22 protein-coding genes and 1 pseudogene are annotated in these 15,611 nt (G+C 67.6%); 19 read left to right on the plus strand and 4 right to left on the minus strand.

All coding sequences use genetic code 11. The features are described 5' to 3' along the window. From E1264_RS27865 to E1264_RS27890, 6 genes are all read left to right on the plus strand, one after another. A partial coding sequence (locus E1264_RS27865; RefSeq protein ID WP_207936309.1) for a nucleoside hydrolase occupies nt 1–699 on the plus strand: 699 nt, incomplete at its 5' end. Nucleotides 700–746: 47 nt separating this feature from the next. Beyond that, nucleotides 747–1,631: a glucosamine-6-phosphate isomerase gene (locus E1264_RS27870; protein WP_132178414.1), complete on the plus strand. Its 885-nt coding sequence runs from the start codon at nt 747–749 to the stop codon at nt 1,629–1,631. Further along, nucleotides 1,628–2,581: a ribokinase gene (locus E1264_RS27875; protein WP_132178415.1), complete on the plus strand. Its 954-nt coding sequence runs from the start codon at nt 1,628–1,630 to the stop codon at nt 2,579–2,581. Before E1264_RS27870 ends, E1264_RS27875 begins: the two co-directional genes overlap by 4 nt. 26 nt (nt 2,582–2,607) lie before the next feature. Beyond that, nucleotides 2,608–3,390, plus strand: a complete 783-nt coding sequence (locus E1264_RS27880) for a GntR family transcriptional regulator (protein ID WP_132178416.1) — start codon at nt 2,608–2,610, stop codon at nt 3,388–3,390. A 242-nt stretch (nt 3,391–3,632) separates the two neighbouring features. Further along, a complete protein-coding gene (locus E1264_RS27885) occupies nt 3,633–3,818 on the plus strand; it encodes a hypothetical protein (protein WP_132178417.1) in 186 nt (61 codons plus the stop codon). A gap of 8 nt (nt 3,819–3,826) precedes the next feature. Further along, on the plus strand, nt 3,827–4,789 hold the full coding sequence (locus E1264_RS27890) for an IS256 family transposase (protein ID WP_243711214.1): 963 nt from the start codon (nt 3,827–3,829) through the stop codon (nt 4,787–4,789). Between the two features lie 77 nt (nt 4,790–4,866). Here the strand turns inward: E1264_RS27890 and E1264_RS45475 are convergent. Beyond that, a pseudogene (locus tag E1264_RS45475) lies at nt 4,867–5,600 on the minus strand (IS5 family transposase); the annotation flags it as partial. 500 nt (nt 5,601–6,100) lie between these two features. Between E1264_RS45475 and E1264_RS27900 the strand changes: the two are divergent. The 3 genes from E1264_RS27900 to E1264_RS27910 all read left to right on the plus strand — a co-directional run bounded on the left by E1264_RS27900 (nt 6,101) and on the right by E1264_RS27910 (nt 7,362). Continuing rightward, nucleotides 6,101–6,613: a hypothetical protein gene (locus tag E1264_RS27900; protein WP_132178419.1), complete on the plus strand. Its 513-nt coding sequence runs from the start codon at nt 6,101–6,103 to the stop codon at nt 6,611–6,613. A 46-nt stretch (nt 6,614–6,659) separates the two neighbouring features. Beyond that, a complete protein-coding gene (locus E1264_RS27905; RefSeq protein WP_207936315.1) occupies nt 6,660–6,857 on the plus strand; it encodes a hypothetical protein in 198 nt (65 codons plus the stop codon). Nucleotides 6,858–6,963: 106 nt separating this feature from the next. After that, entirely contained in the window at nt 6,964–7,362 is a 399-nt protein-coding gene (locus E1264_RS27910; protein ID WP_132178421.1) for a tyrosine-type recombinase/integrase, read from the plus strand. Nucleotides 7,363–7,701: 339 nt separating this feature from the next. Here the strand turns inward: E1264_RS27910 and E1264_RS27915 are convergent, their stop codons facing one another. The 3 genes from E1264_RS27915 to E1264_RS27925 form a co-directional block, all read right to left on the minus strand. Beyond that, nucleotides 7,702–8,268 carry a cysteine hydrolase gene (locus tag E1264_RS27915; protein ID WP_132178422.1) on the minus strand — a complete coding sequence of 189 codons (567 nt, stop codon included), beginning with the start codon at nt 8,266–8,268 and terminating at the stop codon, nt 7,702–7,704. Between the two features lie 10 nt (nt 8,269–8,278). Next, nucleotides 8,279–9,490: a helix-turn-helix transcriptional regulator gene (locus E1264_RS27920; protein ID WP_165964414.1), complete on the minus strand. Its 1,212-nt coding sequence runs from the start codon at nt 9,488–9,490 to the stop codon at nt 8,279–8,281. A 123-nt stretch (nt 9,491–9,613) separates the two neighbouring features. After that, nucleotides 9,614–9,985, minus strand: coding sequence for a GntR family transcriptional regulator (locus E1264_RS27925; protein ID WP_132178424.1), 372 nt, complete (start codon nt 9,983–9,985; stop codon nt 9,614–9,616). Nucleotides 9,986–10,333: 348 nt separating this feature from the next. Between E1264_RS27925 and E1264_RS43745 the strand changes: the two genes are divergently transcribed. The 10 genes from E1264_RS43745 to E1264_RS27965 form a co-directional block, all read left to right on the plus strand. Beyond that, entirely contained in the window at nt 10,334–10,639 is a 306-nt protein-coding gene (locus E1264_RS43745; RefSeq protein ID WP_165964415.1) for a hypothetical protein, read from the plus strand. 50 nt (nt 10,640–10,689) lie between these two features. Further along, a complete protein-coding gene (locus E1264_RS43750; RefSeq protein WP_165964416.1) occupies nt 10,690–10,833 on the plus strand; it encodes a hypothetical protein in 144 nt (47 codons plus the stop codon). Next, nucleotides 10,830–11,216: a WhiB family transcriptional regulator gene (locus tag E1264_RS43755; RefSeq protein WP_165964417.1), complete on the plus strand. Its 387-nt coding sequence runs from the start codon at nt 10,830–10,832 to the stop codon at nt 11,214–11,216. The genes E1264_RS43750 and E1264_RS43755 overlap by 4 nt, the downstream gene beginning before the upstream one ends. Nucleotides 11,217–11,932: 716 nt before the next feature. Next, nucleotides 11,933–12,301 (plus strand): RRQRL motif-containing zinc-binding protein, encoded by a 369-nt coding sequence (locus E1264_RS27935; RefSeq protein ID WP_243711212.1) that lies wholly within the window; start codon nt 11,933–11,935, stop codon nt 12,299–12,301. Between the two features lie 15 nt (nt 12,302–12,316). Further along, the gene (locus E1264_RS27940) at nt 12,317–13,141 is read left to right on the plus strand and encodes a phosphoadenosine phosphosulfate reductase family protein (RefSeq protein ID WP_243711213.1); all 825 of its coding nucleotides are present in this window, start codon (nt 12,317–12,319) and stop codon (nt 13,139–13,141) included. Beyond that, nucleotides 13,141–13,353, plus strand: a complete 213-nt coding sequence (locus E1264_RS27945) for a hypothetical protein (protein ID WP_132178427.1) — start codon at nt 13,141–13,143, stop codon at nt 13,351–13,353. The genes E1264_RS27940 and E1264_RS27945 overlap by 1 nt, the downstream gene beginning before the upstream one ends. Next, entirely contained in the window at nt 13,350–13,697 is a 348-nt protein-coding gene (locus tag E1264_RS27950) for a hypothetical protein (protein ID WP_132178428.1), read from the plus strand. The genes E1264_RS27945 and E1264_RS27950 overlap by 4 nt, the downstream gene beginning before the upstream one ends. Then, on the plus strand, nt 13,694–14,704 hold the full coding sequence (locus tag E1264_RS27955; protein WP_132178429.1) for a conjugal transfer protein TraI: 1,011 nt from the start codon (nt 13,694–13,696) through the stop codon (nt 14,702–14,704). The genes E1264_RS27950 and E1264_RS27955 overlap by 4 nt, the downstream gene beginning before the upstream one ends. A gap of 1 nt (nt 14,705) precedes the next feature. Continuing rightward, complete coding sequence (locus E1264_RS27960) at nt 14,706–15,023, plus strand: hypothetical protein (RefSeq protein WP_132178430.1); 318 nt, start codon at nt 14,706–14,708, stop codon at nt 15,021–15,023. Then, on the plus strand, nt 15,023–15,611 hold a 589-nt coding region (locus E1264_RS27965; protein ID WP_207936324.1), incomplete at its 3' end, for a hypothetical protein. The genes E1264_RS27960 and E1264_RS27965, both read left to right, overlap by 1 nt.

The following is a 15,611-nucleotide window of genomic DNA, read 5'->3' on the forward strand; positions in this document are numbered from 1 at the left end:
TCCCCAGGCAACGCGCCGCTTCCCGCCCACAAGCACCTCGCCCGGAAGGTGCTGGCCGCGCCGGAACCGGTGACCGTCGTCTGCACGGGCCCGCTGAGCAACCTCGCCCGCAGCCTGGACGAGCATCCGGACATCGAGGAGAAGATCGGCGAAGTCGTGATCATGGGTGGCGCGCTCGACGTCGACGGCAACGTCGACCGGCCCGGCCACGGCGGTGACGCGGAATGGAACCTCTTCTGGGATCCCGACGCCGCCGGCCGGGTCTGGCGAAGCTTCCTGCCGCTGACGCTCTACCCGCTGGACGCCACCAACCACGTCCCGGTGACGAGCGAGCTCGTTGGCGACCTGACCCGCGCGGCGAGCCTGACCCGTGCGGCCGGCCCGGCCACCGCCGCGACGCTCGTGGCGACCCTGTGGGCGATGACCTTCGGCACATGGGAGTGCACAGGGCAGCCCTACTACTGCTGGGACTCGCTGACCGCCTCGCATCTCGGCGACGCCGGCATCTGCCGCTTCGAGACGGTGGAGACCGCCATCGTCACCAGCGGCCCGAGCCAGGGCCGCGTCGTCAGGGGCGGTGACCGCGCGGTCAACGTCGCCGTCTCCGCCGACCCCGACGCGTTCGCGCGGCACGCGATCGCGGCCCTGACCGGCGCCGACGCGCATTCCCCCTCGATCGAACAGGCATCCGCCGGCTAGACCGCCGGCACCACATCCCCATATCCCGACACACGACAGGAACACACATGCGGCCCATCCCCCGACTTGCCCACGACCTCACCGAGCGACAGCTCACCATGCCCGTCGAAGAGCTGATCGCCGAGACCCGACATAAGGTCCGGGTGCTGCCGACTCTCGACGAGCTCTATTCCTGGCTCGCCCGGATCATGGCCGACGAGATCAAGGCCAACAACGACGTCGGCGAGCCGACCCGGTGGATTCTGCCCGTAGGTCCCAAGTCCCAATATCCGCTGCTGGCCCGGATCTGCAACGAGGAGCGGATCCACTGGCGCGATGTCCAGGCATTCCACATGGACGAATTCCTCGACTGGCAGGGCCGGCAGATCGGCCCCGACCACCCGTTCAGCTTCCGTGGGTTCTGCGACCGCAACCTTTACGAACTGCTCGACCCGGAGTTGCGCCCGGCGCCGGAGAACATCGTCTACCCCGACGTACGCGACCCCAGCGCATTCACGTCCCGGCTGCGCGACGCCGGCGGCGCCGACACGTGCTTCGCCGGATTCGGATACCGCGGTCATCTCGCCTTCAACGAGCCGCCCACCACGCGCTGGCACCGCTATTCCGTCGAGGAGTTCAAGGCGTCGACGACGCGCATCGTCCCCCTGCTGGAGGACACGATCGTCGCGCACTCGCATCGCACCACCGGTGGCTACACGCAGACCATTCCCCCCATGGCGATCACCATCGGCATGAGCGAAATCCTGTCCGCCCGGAAACTGCACCTCATCACCGACGGCGGCGCGTGGAAACAGTTCATCGTCCGTGTTCTCCTGCTCACCGGCGAATCCGATGTGATGTACCCGGTGACCCTCGCCCACGACCACCCGGACATGGAGGTCACCGTGGACGCCGCGTCCATCGCCCCGCTCCGGCTGGGAATCAACGCATGACGGTTCACATCGTCGGCGCCTACATTCTCGACAGCTTCATGACCTGCCGTGCGCTTCCCCGCGACGGCGAGAGCGTGGCGGTTCGCGCATTCGCCGACAGCGACGGAGGCAAGGGCGCCAACCAGGCGATCACGGCCGCCCGCCTGGAGGCGCCCACCAGGTTCGTCGGCACACTCGGAGCCGACTCCGCCGGAGCTCACGCGCTGACGCTCCTGCACCAGGAAGGCATCGACACCACAGGGACGATCCGTGTCCCCGGCACCGACACCGGACGCAGCTTCATCCTCGTCGCCGATGACGCGCAGCAGATCGTCGCCACGTGGCCGGGCGCCGCCGACGCCCTCACCCGCTCAGACGTCGACCGGGCACTCGCCGGTGCCGGCGCGGGCGACGTCGTCAGCATCCAGGGAGAGATCCCGCTCACCGTCAGCCTGCACGCCGCCCGCGTCGTGCCGGAACGAGCGACCGTCATCTGCAACCCCAGCCCGGTCGAGCAATTCCGCGCCCACCCCGACCCTTGGACCGACATCGACGTCCTCATCGTCAACGACATCGAAGGCCACGACCTGCTCGGCGCCCGCGGACCGGCACTACCGACGGCGCAGATCCCGGCCGCGCTCAGCTCGCACCTCGGCATCCCCGCCGTCGTCGTCACTCACGGAGCGTGCGGGGCGACCTTGTTCGATTCGGATACATCGACCCATTTCGCGGCGCCACAGGTCGTCACCGTGGATCCCACGGGCGCCGGAGACGCATTCGCGGGGTCGTTCGCGGCCCGGCTGTCCACCGGCGCATCCCTGTATCATGCCTGCCTGACCGCCGTCACGGTCGCCTCCTACTCAGTGACCAAGCGATTCTGCGCTCCCTCATATCCCACCCGGCGAGAGCTCGAATCGTGGGAAAGAGAATTGGCTCCGCATTCTGGGACGAGGCACCGAAGGCCCAGCTGACACAGCGCCACCTTCACCTCTACCGAATGCCTGATGAAACGACCACGCCCATGGCAGAGAAACGTCACACCTCCACCCGGCCCGAGCCGGGCGAGTCCCAGTCGCTGGCGCACGCACTGCGCGACGAACTGGAGAGAATGATTCTTGAGACCGGCCTCAGGCCAGGCGACCGGCTACCGAGCGAAAACGAACTCATCGCCCGCCACAAGGTCGGCAGGACCACCGTTCGAGAAGCGTTCCGGCTCCTTGAGCAAGAGGGGTTCGTGCAATCGCGTCAAGGTCTGGGCCGGTTCGTGCGCGCTCGCCCCACGGTGCAGCGCCCGCTCACCCGGCTCGAAGGCGTGACGGACATGCTCGCCAGCCGAGGTTTTCAGGTAACCAACACCGTTTTGTCGGTGAAGCTCGATGAACCGGCCGCCACCGAACGCGCCGCACTCGGGCTGTCGCCCGGCCACACGGTGATCCGGCTGGAACGCCTGCGAACGCACGACGACGACGCGGTCGTCTACAGCATCGACGTCTTCAACCGAGCGATCTTCGATCAGCCGATATCGGAAATCGACTGGACCGGATCCCTGTTCACCCTGTTCGAGGAGGCCGGCCACCCCATCTCCGCGGCCGTCGCCACCGTCTCAGCCGTACATTTGGGCGCCGAACAGTCCGAAAGACTCGGTATGCCATCGGACACGGCCTGGCTGCTGCTCGCGCAAGAGCACAATGACAGCGACGGAAAGCCGATCCTGCTGTCTCAGGATTACCATCGCGGCAGCGACTTCTCCTTTCAGGTTCACCGCCAGCGCAAGGACTGACGACCGCCCGACGCCACCACCAAGGTTGGACCAGGCCCCGCTTGCCCACGACTCAAGCATCAAGCCCCCAAAACCCCGCCGCAAGCGGGAGACCGCCACCGGACGGCAGCACACCGCCAAACGACGACGACCGTGTGCCCGTAAGGGCCGGGGTTATCTCCCCAAGGGTGGAAATAATCTTGGTGGGTAGGGTGGACCGCGGAGATCATCCATCGGATTCGGGGGGATTCGAAGTCACGACCGTGATCAAGGGGAACGAGCGTGTCGGCGCCGATGTGCCGATCCGTGAGCTGCTCGGCGATGAGGTGCTGGACGTGCTGGCCGAGCGGTCGAAGGACGAGGCGGGGCAGCTGCGGCTGACCGGTGCGGACTCGATGCTCGGGCAGCTGGTCAAGGCGGTGCTGAGCGCGCCCTGGAGGGCGAGCTGACCGCGCACCTGGGCTATGACAAGCACGATCCGGCCGGGAACGACTCCGGCAACTCGCGCAACGGCCGCGGCAAGGACAAGACCGCGCAGACCGGGGTCGGCCCGGTACGGTTCAGCGTGCCGCGGGATCGGGCCGGGTCCTTTGAGCCGGTGCTGGTGCCCAAGCGGGCCGGGCGCGTGGCGGGCGGCCTGGACGGCATGATCATCAGTCTGTATGCGCACGGGATGAGCGTGCGCGCCATCCTGCACCACCTCAAGCAGGTGTATGGCACGCAGCTGTCGCACGAGCAGGTCTCACGGATCACCGACCAGGTGATGGACGAGGTCAAAGCGTGGCAGACCCGGCCACTGGATTCGACCTACGCCGTGGTGTTCCTGGACGCCATCGTGGTCAAGGTCCGCGACAACAACGTGGTGACCAACAAGCCCGCCCACATCGCCGTCGGCGTCGATGCCGACGGGGAGAAGCACGTGCTGGGGATCTGGCTGGCGCGCACCCCGGCCGAGTCGGCCACCGCGGGCGAGAGCGCCCGGTTCTGGGCCAGCGTGACAGCCGACCTGCGCAACCGCGGGGTCCGCGACATCCTGATCGCCTGCTGCGACGGCCTGACCGGCTTCGAGGACGCCATCGCCGCCGCGTTTCCCGCCACGGTGGTGCAGACCTGTGTGGTGCACCTGATCCGCAACGCGCTGCGGCCGGTGGCCCGCCGTGACGCCGGTGCGGTGGCCAAACAGCTGAAGAAGGTCCACACCGCCGTGGACGCCGACACCGCGCTGGAGGCTCTGGCCGAGTTCGGCGGCACCGACCTCGGCAAGAGGTATCCGCAGACGGTGAAAGTGTTCCAGGACGCCTGGGACCGCTTCACGCCCTACTTCGCCTTCACACCGCCCGTCCGCAAGCTGCTCTACACCACCAACGGGATCGAGAGCCTGCGGTTGATGCCGCACTCGACGGCATGGCGGCCGCGGTAGTCGACCGGGTCGAATGCGGGCGGACGGCCACCGCGGCTGCCTCGCCGCCGCCGGTGACCGGCCTGGTCGTCGGGCACCGGGATCGTGGCGGCGATGCCGCGTCGGCGCAGATGTCCCCGGATCGCCCGAGATGAATACGCCTTGTCGGCACGGACCCGCTCGGGCCGGGTCCGGGGTCGGCCACCCTCGGGACGGGCCACGCGGATGCCGGCCATTACTACCTCGAACTGCGGAGCGTCCCCGCGCTGCCCGGCGGTCACCGCCAGCGACAACGGCTTCTGGCCCTGCTCGCAGGCCAGATGCAGCTTGGTCGACAACCCGCCGCGAGAACGCCCCAGTGCGTGATCGCCCGGCTCCTGACTCACTCCTCCCGCCAGCTCGGCCTGCAGATCCCCCTTTTGCGGGCGCCGGCGGCGTGCTGGTGCGCCCGTATGACGGTGGAGTCCACGTTCACCTCCCAGGTGATCAATCCGGCGGCGTCCGCCCGGGCCTGCAAGGCGGCCAGGACGCGCGCCCAGGTGCCGTCGCGCTGCCATCGGCGAAACAGCCCGTACACCGTCTGCCAGGGCCCGTACTGCACCGGCACGTCCCGCCACGGGGAATCAACCCGCACCCGCCATCGGATGCCGTCGATGAGCTGCCGCTTGCTCCATTTCGGCGGACGACCCATCTGCCCGCGGGCTGGCGGCAACGGCTCCAGCACCGCCCACTGCACATCGGTCAGGTCGAACCGCCTCGTCACCGCTAGGGTGGCCACGAGGTCTCCGGGGCTGGTCTTCTTGGTCGAAGAACCACTTACCGGAGACCTCACTGCGTCACGGGCACCAACACGCCAGACCACACGACCACTTACAAAACAGGCCCTAGCTGGCCTCGTGAGCTGACGTCCTATTCGAGTTCCAGCGTGCGGTGAGGAGGGACCAGTGATTTGCGGCGAGCGGATGCGACCGGGTGTTTGAATCAGAACTGCGGTCACCGTTGTCGGCCTTAGGCATTGAGTTCGGAACCGGAAGCAGACATCCACGCGGGGTTCGGAGAAGCGAGGAAGGGGCGGCAGCGCAACCAATGCCTGGACGAGAGATCAATGACTTACCGGAAGGGAAGAAATCCTGATGGCTGTATACAAGGCTTGTTCGTGCCGTGATCCCAAGACGCGTCGGTTGCTCGGAAAACGATGTCCCGACCTGAGTAAACGCCGCCACGGGAAATGGTACGCCCGGTACGAGGCGCCCAAGACCGCGGACGGGAAGCAACGCCAGCCGCGCATCGGCCCGTTCGACACGGAGAAGGAGTAAGGAAGAACTCCGCAAGGTGCTCGGCCAGACCAGGAAGACCGGCAAGGCGTACGACCGGAAGATCACGTTCGGTGAATACCTGGAGAAGCGACACGCCTGGCGCGTCGCCGAGTCCGAGACCGGCGACGGGCTGAAGCGCTCGACCCTGACGACTGACCGGGAGATCATCGACGCCTACCTGAAGCTGGGCCTCGGCCACTTGAAGATGGTCGATCAGCTCGGCACCGACCAGATACGTGAGCTGTATGCCGCTATCCGGTTGATCAACCGCGAGACCGAAGGCAAGCGGCCGTCCGAGATGCTGCGTCGTCTGCTGGAGGCGCGCGCCAGCTTGAAGGGGCGCCGCTACTCGAATCGCCCGGTCGGAGAGTCCAGGATCAAGCGCGTGCACATCGTGCTGAACGCGGCTCTGAACGACGCCGTAAAGGTTTCCAAGATCCTTGACGAGAACCCGGCGGACGGCGTGATGCGCAGCAAGGGCGGAGCTGGCCGCAAAGGGCAAGGCCAAGCCACTGCTCTGGACAGATGAACGGGTCGCGCACTGGGAGCGGACCGGGAAGATCCCGGCCAAGGTGATGGTGTGGACGGCGTCGCAGTGCGGCGCGTTCCTGGACTTCGCCGAGCACGACCGCTTGTACCCGCTGTGGCACCTGGCCGCGTACTGGGGGATGCGGCGCGGTGAGCTGGTCGGCTTGGACCGGCCCGACCTCAGCACGAGCGGCGCCGGTTGCACGTCCGACAGGCCCAACCCGATGACGAGCTGGACGACGTGAAGTCGGAGGACTCGGACCGACACATCGTGTTCGACCAGGCGACCGCGGACGTGCTGAAGGCGTGGCGTAAGCGGCAGGCCGAGGAACAGATGCAGTGGGGCGGAGAATGGACGGACTCCGGGCGGGTGTTCACTCGGGAGGACGGGCAGGCTCTCCGGCCAGAGGCGGTGTCTCAGTATTTCGCGAGGCTCGTTCGGCGGTACAGCTCCATTCGGCGGCACCACGCGGACGGGTGGACGGACGAGCAGATCGTCAAACGGTCACGCGTCACGCCGCACGAGGTGGCCATGGCGCTGGCAGGGCCGCCGTCCGCCTCCATGACCTCCGGCATGGGTCGGCCACGATGCTGCTCGCCGCGGGCGTTGACCTCAAGGTCGTGTCAGAAATCCTCGGGCACGCCTCGGGGGCGTTCACCGCAGACGTGTACGCCGTAGTGGCCGAGAACCTCGCCGAGGACGCGGCGGCAAAGATCTCGGCGTTCGTGCCGCGCCGGAACCGCGCTTAGGCCGATGGTGCCAGCAATGTGCCAACACGGGCCCGCAACGATCACCCGGAACGGCGAACGCGCCGACCGGCGTCTACGTTTCGGCTGGTCAGCGCGTTTCGGGGGTGGCGCCTCCGGCAGGATTCGAACCTGCGGCACCCGCTTTAGGAGTCAGAGGTGCATGCCGGACGTTCGACGGCTTTCACCTGCGCGTACGTGGCCAACACGTGCTGACTGTCGACTCCGTGGGCACGCATTGGGACAACGGGGCTCTAAAGAGGCTTAGACGCTCGCCGGTGTCGCGACCGTCCAGCCCAGGCCGCGACCCTGTCGCGTGTGCCCGCGCCGCTGGCGCCGGGATCAGTTGCGTTGTACCCGACCGCCGGTGAGGCCATCGGGGATATCGCTTGTGGTGATGATCTGGCCTTCGCCGATGAAGCGCTGAGTAACCAAGACCCCCGCCTCGTGGACGGCTTGCCCGGCGTGGCTTGCCGAAGCGTCCTCGATTAGCCACGGAGTCAGGTCGAGTTCAAACGCGTCCACGGCGGTTTTGAGGACGCAACTCTCCGTTGCGATACCGCATACGTAGATGTCTTTCCAGCCGCGTTCACTGACCAGAGCACGGCCCTTATCATCGGCAAACAGACTGTACGTGGTCTTATCGACGACCGCCGTTGCCTTCGCGGCAAGTTGTTCGAGTTCGGGCACGATGTCTATCTGTGGGGAGGAGTGGAGTTCCTTCCACTTGATGAGCCGCTCGAACGGACTGCCCTCATAGTTGATATAGCGTGTGAACACGACATCGCCTCCCGATGCCTGCCAGCGTTCCACCAGATCGGCTATCACGGGAACGACGTGGCTGGACTCCGCGCGAACGAAACCGTTCTGTACGTCTACAACGACAAGCACGGCACTAGTTGAGGTCACGAGAGATCTCCTAACTCTGTGATGGGCGCACGATGTCTATCGCTTGATCGAGGTGACCGAGCAAGCCACTGGTCTTCACGATTGAATCCCTCATTGAACGATGCTGGCCTGTCTCTTGTGGTCGAGGGTTGATTAGGCGCGATCTCGCGCCGCGCAAGAACCGCCACCCGTGTTCCTCGGGCATGATTGGATCGAGACCGGATTCAACCTGTCGGTTGATGTGTTCGCAGTACGCCCATATTGATTGAGTTGCCAATTCGCATGCAACTAGGTCGCTCTCGGCTAGGGCTTGGTTCGGAGACATGGGATGGTAAACAACGCCCGACCAAGAAGCATATCCGACAGACAGACCACTGAGTCCAAACGGCTCGATCCCGCGTCCATCGTGCCCACTCGCCAGGATTCTGCGCTCTGCCTGTTCGGCGTCCTCCCTCTCGCTCTCAAGGAATCGCGCTTCGCGCTGCAATAGGATCCTTGGCGTGCAGATGGTTCGCAAGGCGGCATCAAGCGTGTTTTCGGGCCATCCTGGTTCGGTGACCCAATAGGCACTGAGTACGTATGACGCGCTAATCTCATCGAGTCCGGTCAACTCTTGAAGGTTGGCAGTTGCCCAGGCCAGATTTTCGGCATAGCTGCGCATCCTCCACAGTGCGAGACTGGTGATGTTGGGCATCGTAAGTTCTTCCACCAGATGGAATATGGCGACGCCAAATGGCCAAAGATGTAGCTCGCACCGTCCGGACGAGTGTGCGAAAGGGGCGGACAGGCAAGAAATCCATTGCGGGGCTTGGGAAGCCTTTGCTTCGATTGAACTCGCTACTTCCTCCGCAGCTTGTGTGCCTATAAATGCGGCTATGAACTTATGTGAACGCGCAGAAAATCCCGCAAGCGCACTGCCGCTATCGTCCTTGATCTGCGAGACATCCGCCGCGGCGACTGCTCGTCTGAAACGTTCCGCTTCTGCCGCCTTGCGCGCTTCTGTGCGCCGGATCTCCTCTATCTCGTGATAGACGGAGGTGAGGGCGCTGGTGTTAAGAAGTTTGTCGCATCCTTGCCAGAATAGTGCAGAACAGCTTTCGCCGCGTTCCGCGCCAGCGACGCGAGGACGAGAGTAGCCAAGCAGATCGGCAAGTTCCTGCTGTGTGTAACCCGAAGCTTCACGAAGGCCGCGAAGCTTCCGACCTAGTAGTTTTCTCGCTTCTGACACTTCGTCGGTGGCCACGGTGGAGTCTCCGGGGGCGAGATTGGCGGGTGTCAGCCGAATGTCAGCGAAGTGTTAGGTCTCGTGGTTAGCACTTCCGAACATCCGGCCTGACGACAGAACCTCGATGACATGACGAAGCGATCACCCGTCCGACTCCGTCGAGGGGATGCGGCTAAGCAAGTACACCAAGGCTTTCTCGGCGTCGTCCAACTCCGACCGCGAACGGTTGAGTTGAGCACGAATCTTCGCGAGTTCGCCCCTCATGTCGGGCTCGGCTTCGCTGGGGGAGCGCACGTAGGCGCCGCTCGCTGCGCGGATAGTGACGAGCCCTTCCCGGGCAAGGAGTTGGACCGCCGCCGCCGCGGTGTTGGTCGCGACCTCGTACCGCTCTGCGAGCCGCCGGTACGAGGGCAACTTGCCCCCCGGTGGATACCGAGTGCCCTCTTCGATCTCAGCGCGAAGGAGGCGCGCAACCCGTCGGCTCGGTAGCCGCTCATCTTCTCTGTCCGCCACGAAACCACCTTACCCAACTGTCTTGAGACGGGGTCTTGACGAGCGCCCTCGCTAGGCCTACTGTCTCAACTCAGAACAGACTGACTTAAGTCAGTCTGTTCCTTAAAGGGGCCCTGGATAGATGGGGCCGAGGGACCCGGACCCCTGGTCAACCGGAGGGCCTGAGACGTGAAGGTCACGTCTCCGCCTGAAACGGGAGCGCGCTCCCGAAGAAGACATCTCTCTGCATGAACGCCCTGGCCGAAGGCCAGGGCGTTCCGATTGAGCGCCGTCCCTGCCGTGCTGTGCGGCGGGGGCGGCGCACCCCTTCTCGTTCCTTCCACTCCCTCTGATCTCTGGAGAAGCCGGATGCACCTTGCAGCCTCTTCCGCACTGACCGCTTCGGTTCCGGCTCCCGCTGAGGTGGGGGCGACGGGGTTCTACGTCGCGGTGCGGACCGGTGCCCGGGCCCATGCCGCGCTTGCGCTGGGCCCTTTCGACAGTCACCGCGCCGCGCGCCTTGAGGTGGACCGTGTCCGCGAGTTCGTCACCGGCGGGTGCCGTGAGGCCGGTTGGTGGCTTTACGAGACCACCCGCGTCACTGCTCAGCCCGGCCGGGAGCTTCCGGCTGGCACCCTCAACGCCCTGCTGGCCTGCGGCCAGAGCGCCGCCTGACGTCCGGCGACACACCCAACGAAGTGCTGACCAAGCAAGGAGATCTCACTGTGATGCCTCAGAAGGGCAAGCTCGGGCCCTGGATCGCCGGGCTGGTGATCGCGGTGTTCGTCTTCCAGAACCCCGAGAAGGCCGCGTCGTTGATCAACCAGTTCTTCGACGCGGTCGGCCGGTTCGCGGGGGCGCTGGGATGACCGTGACGCCCCTCGAAAGGCTGAACACGAGGACCGATGCTCCCTCGCAGGCGCCGCCCGCGCCGGTGTCCGTGATGGACCTGCGCGGCAGGCCCGTTACCGGCGCGCAGTGCTGGTTCGATCCCGAGTTGCACACCGGCCCGGACGGCTTCGAGTCGCCGGATGAGCGCGCGGCCCGCGAGCTGGTGGCCGCCGAGGTGTGCGAGTCGTGCCCGCTGCGCGGCCAGTGCTTGGAGCTGGCGATGCAGATCCGTCCCGAGTCCGGGGTGTGGGCCGGTTTCACCGCCGCTGAACTCGCCATCGACGTGCGGCCGGCCCTGTCCGACTTCGACCTGTCCGCCGACTGCGATCTGTCCGACCTTGACCTGAACGAGGTGGCCTGACCATGACGACCCGCACCCTGACCGCGCCTCGGCCCGGCCCGGTGGCCGCCGCGGCGCTGCTGACCGGAGGGGGCCTGTGACCACCTGCACCAACTGCGGAAGCACCGTCAAGTCCGGCACTTGCACCAACAACGACTGCCAGCTCTCCCAGAAGACCAGCCGGTAGACCACCCGGCCCCGGGCGCACCCTCTGGCGTTGCGTCCGGCCGCTCACCTCGCCCTCCGGGGGTGAGCGGCTCACGGAACGGCAGAACCGCTGCCCCCGCACCAGCCACGGTGCGCTCCTTGCGCCCCGAGACGCCAACAACCGCCAAGCAGCGGCGTCTCGGGGCTCCTCCATCAGGAAGGAACCATCCACGATGGCCGACAACCCGACCAAGGGCAAGTCCTCGACCTGGCCGAACGGTGAGCCCAAGTCCGTCCGCGACGCCCACGACGCCGCCCAGTCCGGCAAGAAGAGCAAGTAGCGGGGGCGCGTGATGAGTTCGTGGAACGAGTGCCCCAACTGCGGGACCTGTTACGACACCTCCGCCGACGCCGCGCGCTGCTGCGAGAGCCACTGACATGGCCGCGCAGATATCGGCGTGCTGCAAGGCACCGGTGAAGGCGACCATGACCAGCGTCCGATGCCCCAGGTGCGAGCGGCAGGTCACCCCGCTTGAGGTCCTCGACGCTTCCGGCCGGTAGCGATGCCAGCCGCCGCGAGCGTCGTTTTCATGGACCCGGCCGGGGACCGCTGGGGTATCCCGACGTGGTCATGGGGCATGGCGCCCGCGCACCTGCTCACCCGGGCACAGCTCCGCGAACGCGGGTTGTGCCCGGGTGGGCAGCCGGTGGCGGGCCAGATCCTGTGGCGCTCCCGGCTCATGGCCCGCAACGGGTGGACCCGCGCCGCGTACCTGTACGACGTGCGCCTGGCCAAGCCGCGCCGCCCTGCCACCCCCGCCCAACTGCGCGCGCTGGCCAAAGCTCTGGCCGCGCGCCGCACCTGCCCGCGCTGTCGGCGGGATGTGGGCTACGTCCTGCCCCAACGCATCGGGGCCTGCCTGACTTGCGCGGACCGGTGGGAACTCGACCGCGCGTGAACGAAGTGGAATCCCATGAGGCAGATCGACCTGATGGAGATCAACCCGATCACCCCGGTGGGACTGGTCACCGGCGCGGATGTGATCGTGGTCAACAGCAGTGGGGGCAAGGACTCCCAGGCGATGCTCGACTACGTCGCCCAGCTCACGGCCGAGGCTGGCGTCAGCGACCGGGTGACCGTGGTCCACAACGACCTGGGCGCCACCGACACCGGCATCCCGATCGAATGGCCCGGTACCGCCGATCTCGTCCACCGGCAGGCCGCGCACTACGGCTTCCCCGTGGTAGTCACCCGGCGGGGCAAGGGAGGGCTGTTCCAGCAGTTGCGCAACGAGCGCCGCAAGTGGCCCTCGGCGTCGGCGCGCTGGTGCACCTCGGACCAGAAGACCAGCCAGGGCCGCAAGGCCGTAACCCGGCTCGTCTCCGAGCTGGACATCACCGGCCGCCCGGCGCAGGTCCTGTACTGCCTGGGCTTGCGCGCCCAGGAGTCACCCGGGCGGGCACGTAAATCCGTCCTGGAGATCGACAAAGCGGGCACGTCCGGGCGGCGCGTCATGCGCCGCTGGCTGCCGATCCATGACTGGACCGACGCGCAGGTGTGGGACCGCATCCGCGCCAGCGGCGTGCCCTACCACCCCGCCTACGACCAGGGCATGACCCGCCTGTCGTGCTCGCTGTGCGTACTGGCCGGCCGGGACGACCTCATCCGCGCCGCCCGGCTCCGCCCCGACCTGGCCGCCGAGTACGCGGCGCTGGAAACCGAGCTGAACCACCGCTTCCGCGCCGACCTGTCCATGGCGGACATCATCACCGCCGCCACCGCGAAGGAGGTGCCGTGATGAGCACGGCACAGATGGTGCGGCGCACGGGTGTGCTGCCGCTGCTGGCCGCGCTGCTGCTGGTGCTGGCGGTGGCCGCGCTGCGGCTGGTGTCCCTGGCGGCGGTGGTCATCGCCGCCGCTGTCGATGGTGTCGCCGAGCTGGCCACCGACGCGCTGGTGTCGGTGGCCGGGGCGTCCGGGCCGGTGGCCCGCCAAGGAGGTCCACGATGAACGCGCTGAACGAGGAGACCCGGGCCGTGATCGACGCCGTCCTGGAGGCCCTCGCGATCCCCCACGCGGCGACCGTCGGCCACGAGGAAACCCGCGCGAAGATCCTCGACGAGCGGCTCAGCCTGACCGTGGTGGTCCTGGAGAACGTCGCCATGCGGGGCTTCGACCTCGCGTGGTCGCTGGAGTGCCTGCGCGAGCGCCTCGCCGAGCACCCGCCCACCGGCTACGTCACCCACGACCAGGCCAAGGAGCGGACCGCCGCAGGCGCGTCCTGGGTGGAGGCCGTCCGGCGCGACGGTGACGGCGACGGCGACCCGACCGATTCCGAAGGAGGAAGGCGATGACCGCTCAGGCTTCGACGCCCGACCCTGACGAGGTCGGCCAGGGCATCAACGCCCTGGAGGCATACCTTGCCGCCCAGCCGCCCACCCAGAAGCCCAACCAGCCGCCCGTTCAGGGCCCGGAGCCGGGTGCTGATGGCCGGACCCGGCGTGTCCGCAAGCTGGCGGGTGAAGTCGCCGAGGCGCACCGGCTGGCCGAGCTGCAAGACGACGACACGCCCCTGCTGCTGGACTCGGGCAGGGTCCGCAAGCGCCGCCGCAAGGCACACGAAGCGTCCCGGCTCCACAAGCTGGGGCAGGACCCGGCGATGCGGGCGTGGCAGGCAGCGCGGATGCGGCGGCTGCTGGTGGCCGCGGGCATGGTGGCGCTGACGCTGGCGCTGGCCTGGTCAACGGCCGGGGTGCAGGCGTTCGCCGCGGGTGACGCCGAGGACTGGACGCCCGCGTGGGTGTTCGCGTGGCTGGTGGAGCCGTTCATGTCGTTGGCGCTGCTGACCGTGGTGGGTGCCAAGGCATACCTGGGCACCCGCGGGCAGCCGATCAAGTCGAGCAAGCTGGATCGGATCGAGTACGGGTTCTTGGGCCTGACGCTGACGATGAACGCCTGGCCGTACCTGCCCGGCGTCGCCGACAGCTTCGAGGTGTCCCGGCTGGTGCTGCACATCCTCGGGCCGATCGTGGCGGTGGCGGTGGTGACCGCGCTGCCGATCATCTTGGAGGCGTTCGCCCGCCTGGATCACCGCCCCGCCGGTGTCGCCGGGGTTACCGGGCCCCTTACTGGCCCCTCGTACAGCGCAAACGCCGGTGCCGACCGGCCCGCCGGTAACCCCCCGGGCAACGGTGTGGACCGGGTGGACGTGGCCGCGTTGACCGACCGCGCCCGGCGGCTGATCGCCTCGGGTGATCTGCCCGCCGCGCCGTCGGCTAACGCTCTGCGCCAGGCCCTGCGGTGCGGGATGGACACCGCCCGCCAGGTCCGCGACGAACTACGCGCAGGCGGGGGCGGCTGAGATGACCGAGCCGGACCGCCAAGACGCGCCGGTGCGGGTGACCCCGCCGCCGAGTTTCGGTGCCGCCTCCTCCTCTCCCGTGCGGTGGGAGGAGGAGGCGGCCGACCCGCTGGCCGCGTGGGTGCGCTGGCACCTGGTGGAGCTGGCCGGTGTGGGTGCGCCGCTGGGCCTGGCCGTGGCCACCTCGTGGTGGTTTCTGCTGCTGGCCGCCGGTGTCGCCGGTGTGTGGGCGGCGCAAGAGACCCGCCAGGCCCACCGGCACCGCCAGTTGAACACGGCCGCGCCTACCGCCATCGACGCAAGTGAGGAGACCGAATAATGGGCGACACCAGCAAGGCCAGCGAGCTTGCCACCGTGGTGCGGCTGCCCGTTGACCAGCACGAACAGCCTGACCAGCCCGGGGAGTTGAGGGAGTCGGGGGCGCTGTCGGGGCGGGTGCTGACCGCCGAGCAGTACGCGCGGACGTTCAGCCAGCGTGAGCAGGCGTTCGCGCGGTGGCGCGGCTACCGCGCAGATGCGGTGTGGCTGGCCAACGCGGTGCGGCGGCTGGCCGCCGACGACCGGACCAAGTTCGTGGCCCGCCAGGTGATGTTTGTGCCGGTCGGGGCGGGTGTGGTGTTCCGGCGGGTGTGGGAGGCCAAGACAGGCTCCCGCTACGAGCGGATGATGCGCGCGGCCGAGGCCGCCGGGGACTTCGAGGCGGTCGCCGAGTGGGAGGCGCGCGCGGTGGCCGAGCGGCAGCGCCGCCACCAGCGGGTGATGGACTGGATCACCCACCCGGTCCAGATCGCCAAGACCGCCGCCGTCAGCGTCGCCACCGGCGTCGGGGGGCTGCTGGGGCTGGGTGTGGTGATGGCGGTGGCCGAAGACAACGCCGCGCTGGTCAACGACCCGCTGATGGGCGCCG

It is taken from the genome of Actinomadura sp. KC216 (assembly GCF_004348535.1).
Taxonomy (GTDB): domain Bacteria; phylum Actinomycetota; class Actinomycetes; order Streptosporangiales; family Streptosporangiaceae; genus Spirillospora.